The following is a 15,849-nucleotide window of genomic DNA, read 5'->3' as shown; positions in this document are numbered from 1 at the left end:
GCAGCGCCAGGGGTTCCTCAGACCCAGGGCGCGCGGGCGGCGCCGAACAGGGTCGCCAGGTGGATCAGCAGCAGCATGGCCACCGCCGCCGCCCCGATCATCAGGAAGCGCCACGGGATCATGCGCGGTCCCTTGAAGGGATCGGGCGCGCGGGCGCCGCGCCAGCCGCAGAAAACCATGACGGCGACGGCGGCGCCCAGAAGAATGAGGGTGGTTGTCAGGGTCATGAGGCGCAGGTGGCGAAAGGTCGAGGTCTTGGCAAGTCAAACCCTTGCCGAATGGTTAAGCTTCATCATGCGTTAACCATACTGGAGCCACAAGCATCGGGCATCCGTCGTGCTGTCCACAGGATTGACCGACCGTTGCTAGATATTGGGGTTAACCATGAGTTTACACCCCTGATATGGAGAGTATAGCCTCCGACTATGGGCCGGGAGTCGAATCAGTGAGCGCAGCAGCGCCGTGGAGCGTTAAGGGCATCGACCCCAAGGCGCGTGAGGTCGCAAAGGATCTTGCGCGGCGTTCCGGGATGACCCTGGGCGAGTGGCTGAATTCCATGATCATGGAGGACGAGGACGACGGCGTGGTGCCGTTGGCGCGCCGTCCGCACATGGCCGAAACCTATGAACGCCGGGGACGCTCGCGCCGCCTGGACGACGCCTACGACACGACCAGCGAAGACAGTCTGCACCGCATCAGCGCATCGATCGACGTCATCGCCGCGCGCCTTGAGGCGGCCGAACGCCGCTCGACCCTGGCGATCCAGGGCGTGGACCAGGCCGTGTCGGGACTGGTGCGCCGCCTCGATGGGCAGGAGGAAGAAGGCAAGACCTACACCCGCCGCCTGGACGACATCGCCGAGGAATTGCGCGAGGGCCATCGCCGTCTGCGCGCTTTCGAACGGGATACGGGGCCGAGCACCCAGGAAAACTTCAACAAGGTCGAAACCGCGCTGGGTTCGCTGACCGGGCGTCTTTACGACATCGAAGAGCGCCAGCGCGCGAGCGCTGTTGATCTGCGTCAGCGCATGGAAGCAGTCGAGAAGGCCGCCGGTCCGGGCGTCGGCACGGACCTGCTGGCCCAGGTCGGCGCGCGTCTGGACCAGGCGCAGAGCCGCACGACCGAGGCCTTGAAGACGCTGGAGCGCTCGTTCGCCGAACTGGACCAGCGGATGCGCGCCGCCGAGGGTCGGATCGAACCCGAAGGCGTCCGCGACGCCGCCCGTTTCGAGAAGCTGGCCGAGAGCCTGTCGCGTCAGATCGACGCCAACCGCTCTGAAATGATGCAGCGGCTGGACGTGGCCGAAACCGGCGCCCGCATCGACCGGATCGAACGCACGGTGCAGACCTTCGGCGATCAGTTGAAGCTGTCGGAGGAAAAGGGCGCGCACGGAATCGAGGCCATGGGCCGCGAGGTCCTGCGCATCGCCCAGAACCTGAACGCCCGCGTGCAGGGCGTGGAGACCGGAGAGGCCGCCCGCGCCGACGCCGTGACCCGCGCGGTGACGGCCCGGGTCGAAGAGAATTTCGCCCGCCATGTCGAACGCGTCGACCAGAGGCTGACGGCGGCCGACGACCGCAACGCCCTGGCGCTGGAGAAGCTGGGCGGCGAGATCACCCGGATTTCGGATCGCCTCAGCGACCGCATCGCCCAGTCCGAGCGCCGCTCGCAGCAGGCGCTGGAAGACATCGGCCGCCGTCTGGTCGAAAGCTCGGACAAGATCGAGCAGCGCTATGACCGAGCTTCGGGCGAGTTGGCCGAACGGATGCGCCAGAGCGAGGAGCGCACGGCGCGCCTGCTGGCGGAGGCGCGCGAAACTATCGAGGCCCGCGCCGCTGCTCCCGCGCCGGAACGTCCGATGGACAGCCTGGATTCACTGTTCGTCGCCGAGACGCCGCGCGCGGTTGCTGAACGCACGGCGCCTGAGCCTGTGCGGTCGGCGTCCCCCGCCGCGGACTGGCGCGCCGCCGCCTTTCCTGAAGACTCCTTCGAGGCCGACGACTGGTCCGCCGATCCGGTGACGCCGGAGGCTGCGGTCGCCGAACCCTTCCCGGGCGCCGCCTCGGACATCGTCACGCCCCGGTTCGAGGCGTCGCGCGATCTTGAGGACGAGCTTGAACTGCAGGTCCGCGGCCCGGCGTCCGCCCCGACCGCTGCGCCCGAGCGCATCATCCAGCCGTTCGGCGGTTTCGGCGGCGCCGATGTCGACGATGTGCTGGAGGCGATTTCCAGCCCGGCGGATGCGCCCCGCGCCGCGCGCCCCGTGCGGGACGACTTCGACGGTTTCGACGCCGGGGATGTGGATTTCGACGGTGAGACCGACTTCGTCGATCAGCGCCAACTACAGGCCAGCATGAGTGCGGCGGCCGCGGCAGGCCGTGGCGCAAGCACGCGCGGCGCGGTCGACGCCGCCCGCGCCGCCATGGCGGCCTCGGCCGACGAACCGGCGGCGCGCCAGGGCTTCGGCCTCAAGCCGCGCGGCGGCAAGTCCAAACTGCAGGAACGTCTGGACAAACAGGCGGCCCGCGAAGGCTCGACCGTCCGCAAGACCCTGCTTGCCTCTGTCACGGCGGTCGCTCTGACGGGCGGCGGCATGTTCGGCTACAGCGCCCTGACCGGGGGCGCAGGCCTGCCTGACTTCGCCATGCCGGATTTCGGCGCAAAGGCCGACAGCGACGCGGCGGCGCCCATCGCCGCCCTGGCCATGACGTCGGGCGACGCGCGCCTGACGGCTTCGACGAACACGGGCGCCGACGACTACGCCAAGGCGGTTCAGCAGTTGCAGGCGGGCGACGCCGTCGGCATCGACACCCTGAAGCGTGCGGCCAACCAGAACTATGGTCCGGCCCAGGCGCATCTGGCGGCGCTTTATCAGTCCGGCGAGAACGGCGTCGGCGTCAATCTGACCGAGAGCCGTCAGTGGGCGCGCCGCGCCGCCGAGGGCGGCGACGCCAAGGGCATGCATTTCTACGCCATGCAGTTGTATGACGGCGTGGGCGGGGTGAAGAACCGCCCGGAGGCCCTGATCTGGCTGCAGCGCGCGGCGGAGCATGGTCTGGTGGACAGCCAGTTCAATGTCGCCCGTCTGTACGAGAACGGCGCCGACGGCATCGCCCGCAACACGACCGAGGCCCTGAAGTGGTACACGATCGCGGCGCGGGCTGGCGACACGGGTGCGCAGGAGGCCCTGACGCGCCTGACGCCTGCGGCCAGCGCCACGGCCCAGCGCGCCGCCCGCGCCGCCGCCGACGCCTATCAGGCCCAGGCCGCGTCCGCTGCGCCATCGGCTGCTTCGGCGGCCCAGGGCTGACCATTCGCGCGCTGCGGGTGGCCTGACGCCGCCCGGGCCGCTAAGACCGCCACGTCGCCGTCCGGCGCCCTTGTGTCCGCTCCAGCCGAAGGCGCGTCCTTTGGATATCTATCTGCCGATCGCCGAGGTTTCGGTGAACTGGCCGACCCTGGTGATCCTGGGGGCGGTGGTCGGATTCGTGTCCGGTCTGTTCGGCATTGGCGGCGGCTTCCTGATGGCCCCGATCCTGGTCTTCCTGGGCATTCCGCCGACCGTCGCCGTCGCCAGCCAGGCCAGCCACGTCGTCGCCTCCTCGACCTCGGGCGTCATTCGCTACGCTGGGCAGGGATCGGTCGATTTCAAGATGGGCGCGGTCATGGCCGGCGGCGGAGCGTTGGGCGCTCTCGTGGGGGTGGAGCTGTTCCGTTACCTGCGCCTGCTGGGGCAGGCCGACCTGGTGGTGGCCCTGTCCTATCTGGTCTTCCTGGGCGCCATCGGCACATTGATGCTGAACGAAAGCCTGACCGAGATCCTGCGCCGCCGTCGCGGCACGCCCGCCCCGCGCAAGGAACGTCGCCGCCCGATGTGGCTGTACGGCCTGCCGTTCAAGATGAAGTTTCCCAAGTCGGGCCTGTACATCAGCGTCCTGCCGCCTTTCGGCCTGGGCGTGTTTGCGGGCATTCTGTCGGCCATCATGGGGGTGGGCGGCGGCTTCATCCTGGTGCCCGCCATGCTCTATATCCTGCGTATGCGGGCCGGGGCCGTGGTCGGCACCAGCCTGTTCCAGATCATCATCACCACGGCCATCACCACCATCCTGCAGGCGGGGCGCAACCAGACGGTCGACATCGTCCTGTCCACCATCCTGCTGCTGGGCGGGGTGATCGGCGCCCAGGTCGGAGCGCGGTTCGCGGGCCGGTTCCGGGCCGAGGAGCTGCGGGCGGCGCTGGGCCTGATCGTGCTGCTGGTCGGCATCCAGATGGGGCTGGAGCTGTTCGTGCGGCCCAGCGACATCTTCCTGCTGGCGCCGGGGATCGCCGACTGATGTTCCAGGCGCTTCCTCCGCCCCCGCCCGCCATCGCGGCCCCGCCCCCGGATCGGTCAGAGGCCACGACGGACGACCTGCGCGTCGCCGCCGCCCTGACGGACGCCCAGGTTCATGTCGATTCCAGTTTCCGGGGCGCGGCGATCGTCCTGTATGGCGCGGTGTTCAACCCGACGCCTGATCCCGCCGATGTGGTGGTCGTCGTGCGCGGGCCGGACGCGCCGGTTCGACTGGTCAAGAAGACCCGCAACATGGGCGTCTGGCTGAACAGCCGCCCGGTCCTGTTCCAGGGGGCGCCCGGATTCTACATGACGGCCTCGACGCGGCCCCTGTCGGACATCGCCGACTTCGGCCAGTTGCGGCGCCTGGGCGTGGGGGTCGACCACCTGCGCATCGACGCGCCGGAAGAGGCCTCGACCGTCACCCGCTACGGCGTGCGCGACGTGGTCGTCAGTCGTCTGGGCGAGGATTATCTGGAATGGCGCCGCGCGGTGATCCGGCTGAAAGAGGCGGCCCAACTGTATGACACCGACCCCAAGGGGGTGGAGTTCGTCGATCGCGGCCTGTTCCGCGCCGAGGTCAAACTTCCCACCGTCGCCCCGACCGGCAAATACTACGCCGAGGTCTGGCTGTTCCAGGACGGCGAGCCGAAGTCGGTGTCCAACCTGACCCTGACGGTCGAGAAGGTGGGGCTGGAGCGCGACATCTATGAGTTCGCCCATCGCCGCCCATGGCTGTACGGGGTGCTGTGCGTCATCCTGGCGGCCCTGACCGGATATGGCGCCTCGCGCATCTTCAGCCGCCGGAGCTGAAGCCCAACTCCGCGCGCAGGGCCTGGGGCGTCAGGCCGCCCGCCCGCAGTTCAGCCAGCGTCACCGACTGGTCGCGCTTGGCGTAACGCCGCCCGTCCGGCCCCGTGATCAGCCGATGATGGCGATAGGTCGGGGCGGGCCAGCCCATCAGGGTCTGAATCAGCCGCTGGACGTGGGTGGCCTCGAACAGGTCAACACCCCGGATGACATGGCTGATCCCCTGCAAGGCGTCGTCGTGGGTGACGGCCAGATGATAGGCGACGCCCGTGTCTTTCCGGGCCAGGACCACGTCGCCCGCCGCATCGGGGCGAACCGAGACGACGCCGGTTTCACCGTTCGGGCCTTCGCCTTCTTCGATGAAGCTGAGGCTGTTCCACTGATCCTCACCCAGGGCCGCGCGCGCGCGGTCCAGCGACAGACGCCAGGCGAAGGCGCGGCCTTCGTGCAGCAGGCGGGCTTCTTCCTGTGGCGAGTGCGGTCCCGGACGCGCCGCCTCCATCGCGCCGTGGGGGGCGTCGCCGATGGCGTCGAGAATTTCCTTCCGCGTACGGAAGCAGCGATAGAGCAGTCCGCGCTGGTTCAGGTTCTCGATCACGGCGGCGTAGTCGGCCAGATGGTCCGATTGCCGCCGCACGGGCATTTCCCAGTCCAGCCCCAGCCAGGCCAGATCTTTAGAAATCACCGTCTCGAACTCGGACTTGCAGCGGGTCGGGTCGATGTCCTCGATCCGCAGGATGAAACGGCCCCCTGTTGCCTTCGCCGCTGTCCAGGCGGTCAGCACCGAGAAAGCGTGGCCCTTGTGCAGGCGTCCGGTAGGCGAGGGGGCGAAGCGGGTGGCGAACATGGTGCTAGACTAGCGGTTTCCGGACGTGGACAGCAGTCCCTGCTTCTCGCCCCATCAGCCGGGTCGTATGAGGCGGCATGAACCCGGTTCCAACGCCTGATCAGATCGCGACCGCACGGCAAGCTCTGGCCGCCGCCGATCCGACCCTGGCGCGCGCCCACGCCCATACGCCCGTGTTCGAATGGCGCGCCCGGCCCGGCGGCTATGAGGGCCTGTTCCGCATGATCGTGGAGCAGCAGGTGTCGGTGGCCTCCGCCGCCGCCATCTGGGCGCGGACCGTGGCGGGGCTGGGCGGCGTGGTGACGCCGCAAGCCGTGCTGGCGCTGGACATCGAAGGCCTGCGGGCGCTGGGCCTGTCGCGCCCCAAGGCCAGCTATGGCCGCGAGATCGCCCTGGCTCAGGTCGAGGGGCGGATCGACCTGACCCATATGGCGGCCCTATCGGATGAAGACGCCATCGCCGCCCTGACCGCGATCAAGGGCGTCGGTCGCTGGACGGCAGAAACCTATCTGATGTTCTGCGAAAACCGGCTGGACGTCTTTCCGGGCGCGGACATCGCCCTGCAGGAGGCGATACGCTGGGCGGACGGCGTCGAGGCGCGCCCGAACGAGAAACAGGCCTATGTCCGCGCGGAAATCTGGCGTCCGCATCGCGCGGTGGCGGCGCATCTGCTCTGGGGATGGTATGGCGGTGTCAGGCGCGGCGAAATCGCGCTCTGAGGAGACGACCCGTGACGCCCATCGACCCGGTCCTGACCGAGCCCCTGCGCGATCCCCAGACTGTGCTCAGCGCGCTTGATTTCGCAGGCGTCGCCGTCTTCGCCGCGACCGGCGCCCTGGCGGCTGCGCGCGAGAAGCATGACGTGGTCACCTTCGCCTTCTTCGGCGCCATCACCGGCGTGGGCGGGGGGACGCTGCGCGACCTGTTGCTGGGCCTGCCGGTCTTCTGGGTGAAGGACTGGCGCTATATCGCCGTCTGCCTGATCGCGGCGGTCGTCATCTGGCTGCTGGGCCAGAGGGACTGGCGGTTCCGCGCCCTGTTGTGGCTCGATGCGGCGGGTCTGGCGGCTTACGGGGTGCTGGGCGCTGCCAAGGCCGAGGCGGTCAATGCGCCGCCGCTGATCTGCATCGTCATGGGGGCGCTGACGGCCTGTTTCGGCGGGGTGGTGCGCGACACATTGGCGGGCCAGCCGTCGATCCTGTTGCGGCGAGAGATCAACGTCACGGCGGCCATTCTGGCGGCGACCGTCTATATGATCCTGCGCGCATTCGAGCTTCCTCTGTGGCCGTGCGCCATCGCGGCGGCTTTGGCGGGCTTCACCCTGCGCGCGGCGGCCCTGCGCTGGGGCTGGACCCTGCCCGCCTTCCCCAGTCGGGCCTGATTGCATTTTATGGGGGCGCGTCACGAAAACGCTGCACTCTGGTCATGGCGATGAGCGGGAATCACGCGTAGGCTGATCGCCTAAGACTAGGGAAGGAGACGTGTCCTCACTCCTGTCGCCTCGATATCCCCCCGTCCGCGCGGGAGGGCCTGATGCAGGTTCTCCATCGACCGCCCTCCGGGTTTCCCGCCCTGGTCCTGAACGCTGATTTCAGGCCGCTGTCCTATTATCCGCTGTCCCTCTGGCCATGGGAGGAGGCGGTCAAGGCGGTCTATCAGGACCGCGTCGATGTGGTGTCCCTGTACGACAAGGTGGTGCGTTCGCCGTCGATGGAGATGCAGCTTCCCAGCGTGATTGCGCTGAAATCCTATGTCGATCAAGACCGGCATCCGGCCTTCACCCGCTTCAATGTCTTCCTGCGCGACGGCTTCGCCTGCCAGTATTGCGGCGAGTCCGTGGAGCTGACCTTCGACCACGTCATCCCCCGCTCGCACGGCGGGCGTACGACCTGGGAGAACATCGTCGCCGCCTGCGGACCCTGCAATCTGCGCAAGGGCGGCCGCACCCCGCGCCAGGCTCTGATGCCGATCCGTCGCGAACCCTACCGGCCCAACGCCTGGCAACTTCAGGAAGCCGGCCGCCGCTTCCCGCCCCACTACCTGCACAAAAGCTGGCTGGACTACCTCTACTGGGACATTGAGCTCGAACCTTAGGGCTCGCCGGTGTTCTTCGGTGTTCCCATTGATGTTTTGGAAGCCAGGGTTCGCGGTGAACTGACGTGCCAAGGCGCAGCGTTCTTTGAGGCTGCGGCGATGGTGCAGCAGACGCGTTGATGACAATCGTTTATCCGCGTCCGCCACGCAGGCTGATCGGCGCCTGACAGCAGCAAGTCTTGCTGACGGGTGTGCGGATGTGCGCCACCGGATCGCGTTCTCAGGGAAAGTCGCCATGCTCGCCATTCTTGCTTTCAGCGCACTCTTGGCCGGTCAGGCGACGCCCATAACCGTCGCGGCCGAGGCGCCTGAAACGGTCGCTGGGCGTGGCGCCGAAGTGTCATTCTTGGAGGTGGAAGCCGAGAATAGCGTGACGAACGGGCTTGTGATCGGGCCCGACCTGGCTTTCGGTTCGATGGCGGCCGAAGCCTCTGGCCGACGAGCGGTGCAACTGGCGCCAGGGCAATATGTCGAGGTGGTTCTGGCTGCGGCAGCGGATGGATTGACCATTCGTTACGTCTTGCCGGATGCGCCAGGCGGCGGCGGGGTGGACGCGGATCTGACGGTGTCCGTCGATGGCGTGCCTGTCGATCGAGCGCCGATTTCGTCGCGTTTTAACTGGTATTACGGCCGTTATCCCTTCACCCGGAATCCGGCGGATGCCCACGAGGGCAGGGGGCATCATGTGTTCAGCCATGTGCGCTTGCATCTGGCGCAGATTATTCCGATCGGCGGGCGGCTAAGGCTGACCCTTCCCGAAGATGCGGGCGTCGAGTGGGCGGCGATCGACCTGATCGACTATGAGCGGGTTCCAGAGCCTGTTCCGGCGCCGGAAAACGCCTTGTCGGTGCTGGATTTCGGCGCCGATCCTACGGGAGCGGTTTCATCCGCCAATGCATTCGACGCGGCGATCGCAGCAGGCAGGGCGGCCGACCGCCCCGTTTTTGCACCCGAGGGGGAGTACAGGATCGAACGGCACATTTTGATGGACCGAGTGTCTTTGCGTGGGGCTGGCCAGTGGCGCACCGTTCTGACAGGCGACGGTGTTGGTCTGTATGGCGAGCGTGAAGGCGGCGGGCCTGGACGCGCCGTGACAATCCGCGACCTGGCGATCTTTGGCCGGGTCGATCACCGCGACGATCATGCCCAGGTCAATGCATTGGGCGGCGGGTACGGCGACGGATCGCTGATCGAGAACCTCTGGCTGCAGCACGTCAAGGTCGGGGCCTGGCTGGATGGGCCGTTCGACGGCCTGACGATGCGTCATCTGCGGATTTTTGATGTGGCGGCGGACGGGATCAACCTGCGCAACGGCGTGAGCAACGCACTGGTCGAGCACGTGTTTGTGCGCGGAGCAGGGGATGACGGCCTGGCGCTATGGTCTAACCCGGGCGAGGACCGGGACATCGTGTATCGCCGCAATACCGTGATCGCGCCGACCCTGGCCAACGGCATCGCCGTCTATGGCGGGCGTGACATCACGGTCGAAGGCAATCTGCTGGCGGACACCCTGAGCGGCGGCGGCATTCATCTGGGCGCACGATTCGAGGCGACGCCGTTCCAGGGGGTGATCCGGGTGTCGAACAACGCCATCCTGCGCAGCGGCGTGCTGGATCCGAACTGGCGTCATGGCGTCGGCGCCCTGTGGCTGTTCGCGTTGGACAAGCCTATCGCCGCTGACATCCGCTTCACGAACAATCGCATCGTCAATAGCGCCTACCCGGCGTTGCACGTCGTGGGCCAGCATTCGATCACCGGATTGCGGTTCGACGGCCTCGATATTGATGGTGCGGGGGATGTCGCATTTCAGGTGCAGGCGCCGGGCGAGGCGCGTTTCGACAACGTCACAGCGCGCGGCGTGAGAGACCCTGGCGTGCATATTTGCGGCGCAGACTTCGTCATCCGACTGGGGGCGGGCGATCACGGTTGGGCTCAGCCTCGGCAATGCAAGAACTTGCATAAAGAGTGACCTTCGGGACACGCATTGTTACGTTTGATTGCGCTAACTTGACATGAGAGCCTTATAGCGTCAGCCCTAAGGGTAAGTGCGCCGGTCATTATCAGAGCGCAAAATCTTGCGGAGGATGCATGCAAAGACTGTTGGGATGCCTGATGGCGGGCGCTGCGATGAGCAGTGTTTTGGCTTTCTCCGGGCAGGCTGTTGCGGCGGATGACAGCGCCTGTGTGTCGTCGCCCAATCAGGCCCTGACATTCTGCGTCCAAACCGGCGCTGACGGCGCGCACTATGTCGTGTCGCGCAATGGTCAGCCCTTGATCGCGCCCTCAGCTCTGGGTTTGACGCTGCGCGACCGTTCGACGACGCCGGTCAACCGCATCGTGCGCGTGACCCGCGATTCCAAGGATGCGACCTGGGAGCAGCCGTGGGGCGAGCAGCGCGTTATTCGCGATCACCACAACGAGGCGCGGGTGTCGCTGGCGGGGCGCCGGGGAGCGACGCCCTATGATCTGGTCGTCCGCGTGTTCGATGACGGCTTCGGCTTCCGCTACGACTACAAGTCTTTGGGCGCGCAAGAGGCTGTCGCCATCACGGATGAGGCGACGCAGTTCAATCTGATCGGTTCGTATGACGCCTGGTGGTATCCGGCGCGTGGTCCCGAGCGGGACGAATATCTGTATCAAAAGAGTCCGCTGAACGAGGTGGGCCTGGCTGAGACGCCCTTCACCCTTGAGGGGGCCGGCGGAACCTATCTGTCGATCCACGAGGCCGCGCTGACGCATTACGCCAGCATGAATCTGAAGCGGACCGGGGAGAACCAGTTCAAGGCCGACCTGATGCCGTGGTCGGACGGCACGCTCGTATATCGCACCGGTCCGTTCGAAACCCCGTGGCGCATGGTTCTGGTGGGGGATTCGCCAGCGGCCCTGGCGGATTCGCGCATCGAACTGAACCTGAACGAGCCGAACAAGCTGGGCGACATCTCCTGGTTCCAGCCCGGTAAATATGTCGGCGTCTGGTGGGAGATGCATCTGAACAAGTCGACTTGGGGCTCGGGCGAGATGCACGGCGCCAATAACGCCAACGTGCGCCGCTACATCGACTTCGCCGCCGCCAACGGCTTCAACGGGGTGCTGGTCGAGGGCTGGAACCTGGGTTGGGACGGCGACTGGGTCGCCAATGGCGACAAGTTCAACTTCACCCAATCCTATCCCGATTTCGACCTGCCCGGACTGGCCGCCTACGCCCAGTCCAAAGGCACGAACATCATCGGCCACCATGAGACGGGCGGCGCTGTGCCGAACTATGAGGCGCAGATGGAGGCGGGCTACGACCTGTACCAAAGCGTCGGCGTTCATGTGATCAAGACCGGCTATGTGCGGCCCAGCGGCACGATCGTGCGCGGCTTCAACGCCGACGGCACGCCGCAGCATGAATGGTTCGCGGGCCAGTACCGTGTCGAGCACGAACTGCGCGCCGCCCTTGAGGCCGCTCAGCGCAATATCGCCCTGAACGCGCATGAGCCGGTCAAGGATACGGGCATGCGTCGCACCTATCCGACCATGATCAGCCGTGAAGGCGCTCGCGGGCAGGAGTTCAACGCCTGGGGGCGTCCGACCAATCCGCCGGAACACGTCACCATCCTGCCGTTCACGCGGATGCTGGCTGGTCCGATGGACTATACGCCGGGCATCTTCGACCTGACCTTCGGCAAGACGGATGTGAACGAGCGGGTTCAGTCGACGCTGGCGACCCAACTAGCTCTGTATGTGGTGCTTTACAGCCCGGTGCAGATGGCCGCTGACCTGCCCGAAAACTACGCCAAGCATCCGGACGCCTTCCAGTTCATCCTGGACGTGCCGACGGATTGGGAAACGACCCGAACCCTGGACTCCAAGATTGGCGACTACACCGTGATCGCGCGTCAGCAGCGCGGGGGTTCGGACTGGTTCCTGGGGGCCGTCACCGACGAACAGGCGCGCACTCTGCCGGTCAAGCTGGACTTCCTGGATCCGGCCAAGCGTTACGAGGCGCAGATCTATCGCGACGGTCCTGGAGCGAACTATCTGACCAACCCCTACGCCTTTGAAACGGCCAAGCAGATCGTGACTGCGCGTGATGTGCTGAACGTGGCGATGGGGCCGGGCGGTGGTCAGGCGATCCGTTTCCGTGCGCTGAACGAGTAGTCTTATCTGGTTTTGTTTCTCTGCATTAAAGGGAGGTCGATATTTGGTTTGCACTTCCCGTAAGGGCAAGAACCTCGCCCTGCGGCGCCGGTAGATCGAGTTTCCTCGCACGTATTTGCGCGGATTCAGCTCAGTAATGAGATGAGTAGGGGCGCTGTGCGGTCGATTGGCCGCTCAGCACAATCACGTTCAACATAAGCAAAAAACTAAGGGTCGGCTTTGCCGCTGACCCTCTTAGGGAGGGATAGATATGTCCAACATGGTTGGAAAAAGAATGTCGAGCGGGCGTTCGCGTTCGCTGAAGCACGGCGTGTCCGTGCTGGTGCTCGGCGCATTCGCCGCTGTCGCTGCGCCGTCGCTGGCCATGGCGCAGCAGGCCGCCGCGACTGATCAGGATGATGCGGCTGAAGTCGGCGAAGTCCTGGTCACGGGCACGCGTCGCGCGCTGCAAACCTCGCAAGAGGCGCGTCGTAACGCGGACACTGTGGTGGACACCATCACCGCAACTGATATCGGCGCCTTCCCCGACAAGTCGGTGGCAGAGGCCCTGCAGCGCGTTCCCGGCGTGACCGTCAACCGTTTCACCGCCACCGATGACGCCTCCCACTATGGCGCCGAGCCGTCGGGCGTGATCGTGCGCGGCCTGTCTCAGGTGCGTTCGGAATATAACGGCCGCGACAGCTTCAGCGCCAACTCGTCGCGCGGTCTGAGCTGGGGCGACATCTCGCCTGAGCTGATGCAGGGCGTCGACACCTACAAGAACCAGACGGCAGAACTGATCGAAGGCGGCATCGCCGGCACGATCAACCTGCGCACCCGCACGCCGTTCGATTCTTCGGGCCGCCTGCTGCAGGTTTCCGGCACGGTGAACTATGGCGACCTGTCGCAGAAATACACGCCGGAAGTCTCGGGCATCTACAGCGACCGTTGGGAGACCCAGTACGGACAGTTCGGCTTCCTGGTGAATCTGGCCCACTCGGAAGTGACGACCCAGTCGGAAGTGATCCAGTACGGCCGCATGGGCATCTTCGACAACGTCTTCGGTCCGGGCCGGAAGTATATCCCGTCCAGCGTCAGCAACCGTCAGACCGAATACAAGCGTCAGCGCGACGGCATCGCCCTGGCCGGTCAGTGGCGCAGCAATGACGGTCAATTCGAGCTGACGGGCCAATACAACCGCTCAGAATACACCAACGAGTGGCGCGAGCGCGGCATCGTCTCACTGGGCGCCGACATGTGGGCTGTGCCGGTCGACTTCGTCTACACGCCAGGCGGCGCGCGTTCGCCGCACATCCCGACCCCTGGCCTGAACGGCGCCCCCTTCACGTTCGGCGCTGACGGCCTGTTCCAGAACGGCACCTTGCTGCTTCAGCAGGTCGATACAGGCTACTGGGGGGCTGACAACGCCGCCTCGATGAACATTGCACGCAACAGCGCCGGTCAGCCGATGTTGAATGTCTGCTATTGGTACACGGGCTGCGAGAACTCCTTCAAGGCGGGCGAACTGAATGCGGTGACGCGCTTCAACCGCCAGGAGAACATGACGCAGGATCTGGCGCTGAACCTGAAGTGGCGCATCAGCGACAAACTGCACGCCAGCTTCGATGCGCAATACGTCGACTCCACGGTCAAAGCTTACGACATCGAAGTCGCCCAGTATTCCTTCGCCAATCTGACGCTTGACGCCTCGGGCAGCCGTCCGAAGATCAGCTTCAGTGCGCCGACCAACATCAATCAGTCGCCGGGCGGCCTGACCAACCCGAACAACTATCGCTACAACCACGTGATGGACCACATCGAAGACGACGAGGGCCATGAACTGGCTCTGCGCGCGGACGTTCGGTACGATTTCGACAATCCCTGGTTCAACGCGATTTCGGCGGGCGTGCGTTATGCCGACCGCAACCAGACGGTCCGTTTCAGCGGATTCAACTGGGGCAATATCGCCAACACCTATAATTTCTGGGAAGAACAGTACCGCTTCTGGAACATCGACAAGCATGCGCCGGACGGAAACTTCAAGGGTTATCCGACGGGCCTCTATGAGACCCGCCAGTTCGGCAACAGCTTCCTGGGGTCGAACGGCGAATACGTCTTCTTCAACCTGGATCGACTGGCTGAAGGCGCCGCGAACCAACTGAGCTATGCGAACCTCGGCGCGGGTCAGGATCAGTGGGCCCCGATCTGCGAGCGCACGGGTCGTGTCGATGGCTGCTTCCGTGCGGAAGAGTTGAACAAGGTTCAGGAAGAAAGCTACGCCGCCTACGCCATGCTGCGCTTCGGCGGTCCGGAGGCCCTGATCGGCGGCGTGCCGGTGTCGGGCAACATCGGCGTCCGCTATGTGGAGACCAAGAACTCCAGCACCGGTTCCATCGCCTATCCGATCGCCTTCACGACAGGCGACCTGGAATGCCGCGACATCGTGCCGGTGCCGGGCGTTCCCAGCGTTCCCAAGACGATCGGCTGCTATCTGTCGCCGGAGGAAATCGCGTTCAACTCGGGCGGCGGCACGGCCAGCACGGCCAACGCCACGCACCGCAACTGGCTGCCGAGCTTCAACCTGAAGATCGACGTCGCGCCGCAGTGGGTGGTTCGCTTCGCCGCTTCGCGCGCCATGTCCCGTCCGGACATCGGGCTGATGAAGAACTACGTCAGCCTGGGCCGCAGCCTTCCGGGCAGCGACCCGACCGATCCGCGCTGGATCAAGAACTCGGCCGGCGTCATCACCGGCGTCAATCCGACCTACCAGGCCAGCGCCTACAACCCGTATCTGAAGCCGATAACGGCGGATCAGTTCGACCTGGCGATCGAGCACTACTTCGCCAACGCCGGCTCGTTCACCGCCACCGCCTTCTACAAGAAGTTCGACAACTATATTCAGTACGGCGGCTATACGCTGGACGTCACCAACAACGGCGTGACGCGCAGCGTCGACTTCCGTGGTCCGATGAACGGTGCAGGCGCCAAGGTCGCCGGCTTCGAGTTCGCCTACCAGCAGTTCTTCGACTTCCTGCCGGGACCGTGGGCGGGGCTGGGCATCCAGGCCAACTACACCTGGATCGACAACAGCGGCGTGACCAACACCAACGTCAAGTCGGTGACGGGCGGTTCTGACGGCACGACGGCCCAACCGGGTTCGGGCGGCACTGTTCTGGGTGTTGACCGCCTGGAAGGCCTGTCGGAGCACCAGTACAACCTGGTCGGCATGTACGAGCGCGGTCCCTGGGCGGCGCGTCTGGCCTACAACTGGCGTTCGGACTATCTGGTCAACGCGGTCGACTGCTGCGTCTTCTTGCCGATCTGGCAGGACGACACCGGCTTCCTGGATGGTTCGATCCGCTACAACCTGAACGACCGTCTGGAAATCAGCCTGCAGGGCAGCAATCTGCTGTCGACCGAAACCAAGCTGTTCCAGCAGGTCACGGACGCAGCACAAGGCGGCACCCTGATGCCGAACGCCTGGCTGCGCTCCGACCGCCGCTTCGTTCTGGGCGTTCGTTTCCGTTACTGAGCAACTGGCGGGGCTTCGGCCTCGCCGACGCGCCGTCCTTCGGGACGGCGCGTTCTTTTTTCCGGATAGGGCGTCGCGCCGCCTCCGGTCAGATCAGCGCGCAGTTTCCTT

Annotated in this window: 11 protein-coding genes; 9 read left to right on the top strand and 2 right to left on the bottom strand. The window is 65.6% G+C overall.

Annotated features, from left to right (window positions below; genetic code table 11):
- Nucleotides 1-17: 17 nt before the first annotated feature.
- Entirely contained in the window at nucleotides 18-227 is a 210-nt protein-coding gene (locus tag JKF87_RS09185) for a hypothetical protein (protein WP_201099587.1), read from the bottom strand.
- 218 nt (nucleotides 228-445) lie between these two features.
- On the opposite strand from JKF87_RS09185, the gene JKF87_RS09180 reads away from it, so the two are divergent.
- The 3 genes from JKF87_RS09180 (at nucleotide 446) to JKF87_RS09170 (ending at nucleotide 5,146) form a co-directional block, all read left to right on the top strand.
- On the top strand, nucleotides 446-3,310 hold the full coding sequence (locus JKF87_RS09180) for a hypothetical protein (RefSeq protein WP_307417812.1): 2,865 nt from the start codon (nucleotides 446-448) through the stop codon (nucleotides 3,308-3,310).
- Between the two features lie 100 nt (nucleotides 3,311-3,410).
- Nucleotides 3,411-4,334, top strand: a complete 924-nt coding sequence (locus JKF87_RS09175) for a sulfite exporter TauE/SafE family protein (protein WP_201099585.1) — start codon at nucleotides 3,411-3,413, stop codon at nucleotides 4,332-4,334.
- A complete protein-coding gene (locus JKF87_RS09170) occupies nucleotides 4,334-5,146 on the top strand; it encodes a TIGR02186 family protein (protein WP_201099584.1) in 813 nt (270 codons plus the stop codon). The genes JKF87_RS09175 and JKF87_RS09170 overlap by 1 nt, the downstream gene beginning before the upstream one ends.
- Here JKF87_RS09170 and gluQRS read toward each other — a convergent pair.
- A complete protein-coding gene (gene gluQRS / locus JKF87_RS09165) occupies nucleotides 5,130-5,990 on the bottom strand; it encodes a tRNA glutamyl-Q(34) synthetase GluQRS (protein WP_201099583.1) in 861 nt (286 codons plus the stop codon). The genes JKF87_RS09170 and gluQRS overlap by 17 nt on opposite strands.
- A 77-nt stretch (nucleotides 5,991-6,067) precedes the next feature.
- Here gluQRS and JKF87_RS09160 point away from each other — a divergent pair, with 77 nt between their 5' ends.
- The 6 genes from JKF87_RS09160 to JKF87_RS09135 all read left to right on the top strand — a co-directional run bounded on the left by JKF87_RS09160 (nucleotide 6,068) and on the right by JKF87_RS09135 (nucleotide 15,738).
- On the top strand, nucleotides 6,068-6,709 hold the full coding sequence (locus tag JKF87_RS09160; protein ID WP_201099582.1) for a DNA-3-methyladenine glycosylase family protein: 642 nt from the start codon (nucleotides 6,068-6,070) through the stop codon (nucleotides 6,707-6,709).
- A gap of 11 nt (nucleotides 6,710-6,720) precedes the next feature.
- On the top strand, nucleotides 6,721-7,371 hold the full coding sequence (locus JKF87_RS09155) for a trimeric intracellular cation channel family protein (RefSeq protein ID WP_370874328.1): 651 nt from the start codon (nucleotides 6,721-6,723) through the stop codon (nucleotides 7,369-7,371).
- A 152-nt stretch (nucleotides 7,372-7,523) separates the two neighbouring features.
- Nucleotides 7,524-8,084: an HNH endonuclease gene (locus tag JKF87_RS09150; RefSeq protein WP_201099580.1), complete on the top strand. Its 561-nt coding sequence runs from the start codon at nucleotides 7,524-7,526 to the stop codon at nucleotides 8,082-8,084.
- A gap of 85 nt (nucleotides 8,085-8,169) precedes the next feature.
- The gene (locus JKF87_RS09145) at nucleotides 8,170-10,053 is read left to right on the top strand and encodes a glycosyl hydrolase family 28-related protein (protein WP_201099579.1); all 1,884 of its coding nucleotides are present in this window, start codon (nucleotides 8,170-8,172) and stop codon (nucleotides 10,051-10,053) included.
- Nucleotides 10,054-10,172: 119 nt separating this feature from the next.
- Complete coding sequence (locus JKF87_RS09140) at nucleotides 10,173-12,227, top strand: glycoside hydrolase family 97 protein (protein WP_236261254.1); 2,055 nt, start codon at nucleotides 10,173-10,175, stop codon at nucleotides 12,225-12,227.
- 274 nt (nucleotides 12,228-12,501) lie between these two features.
- Nucleotides 12,502-15,738: a TonB-dependent receptor gene (locus JKF87_RS09135; protein ID WP_201099578.1), complete on the top strand. Its 3,237-nt coding sequence runs from the start codon at nucleotides 12,502-12,504 to the stop codon at nucleotides 15,736-15,738.
- The last annotated feature ends 111 nt before the right edge of the window (nucleotides 15,739-15,849 follow it).

Source organism: Brevundimonas nasdae (assembly GCF_016654005.1).
In the GTDB taxonomy this organism is placed as follows: domain Bacteria; phylum Pseudomonadota; class Alphaproteobacteria; order Caulobacterales; family Caulobacteraceae; genus Brevundimonas; species Brevundimonas nasdae.
This window is presented reverse-complemented; position numbering and strand designations above follow the sequence as displayed.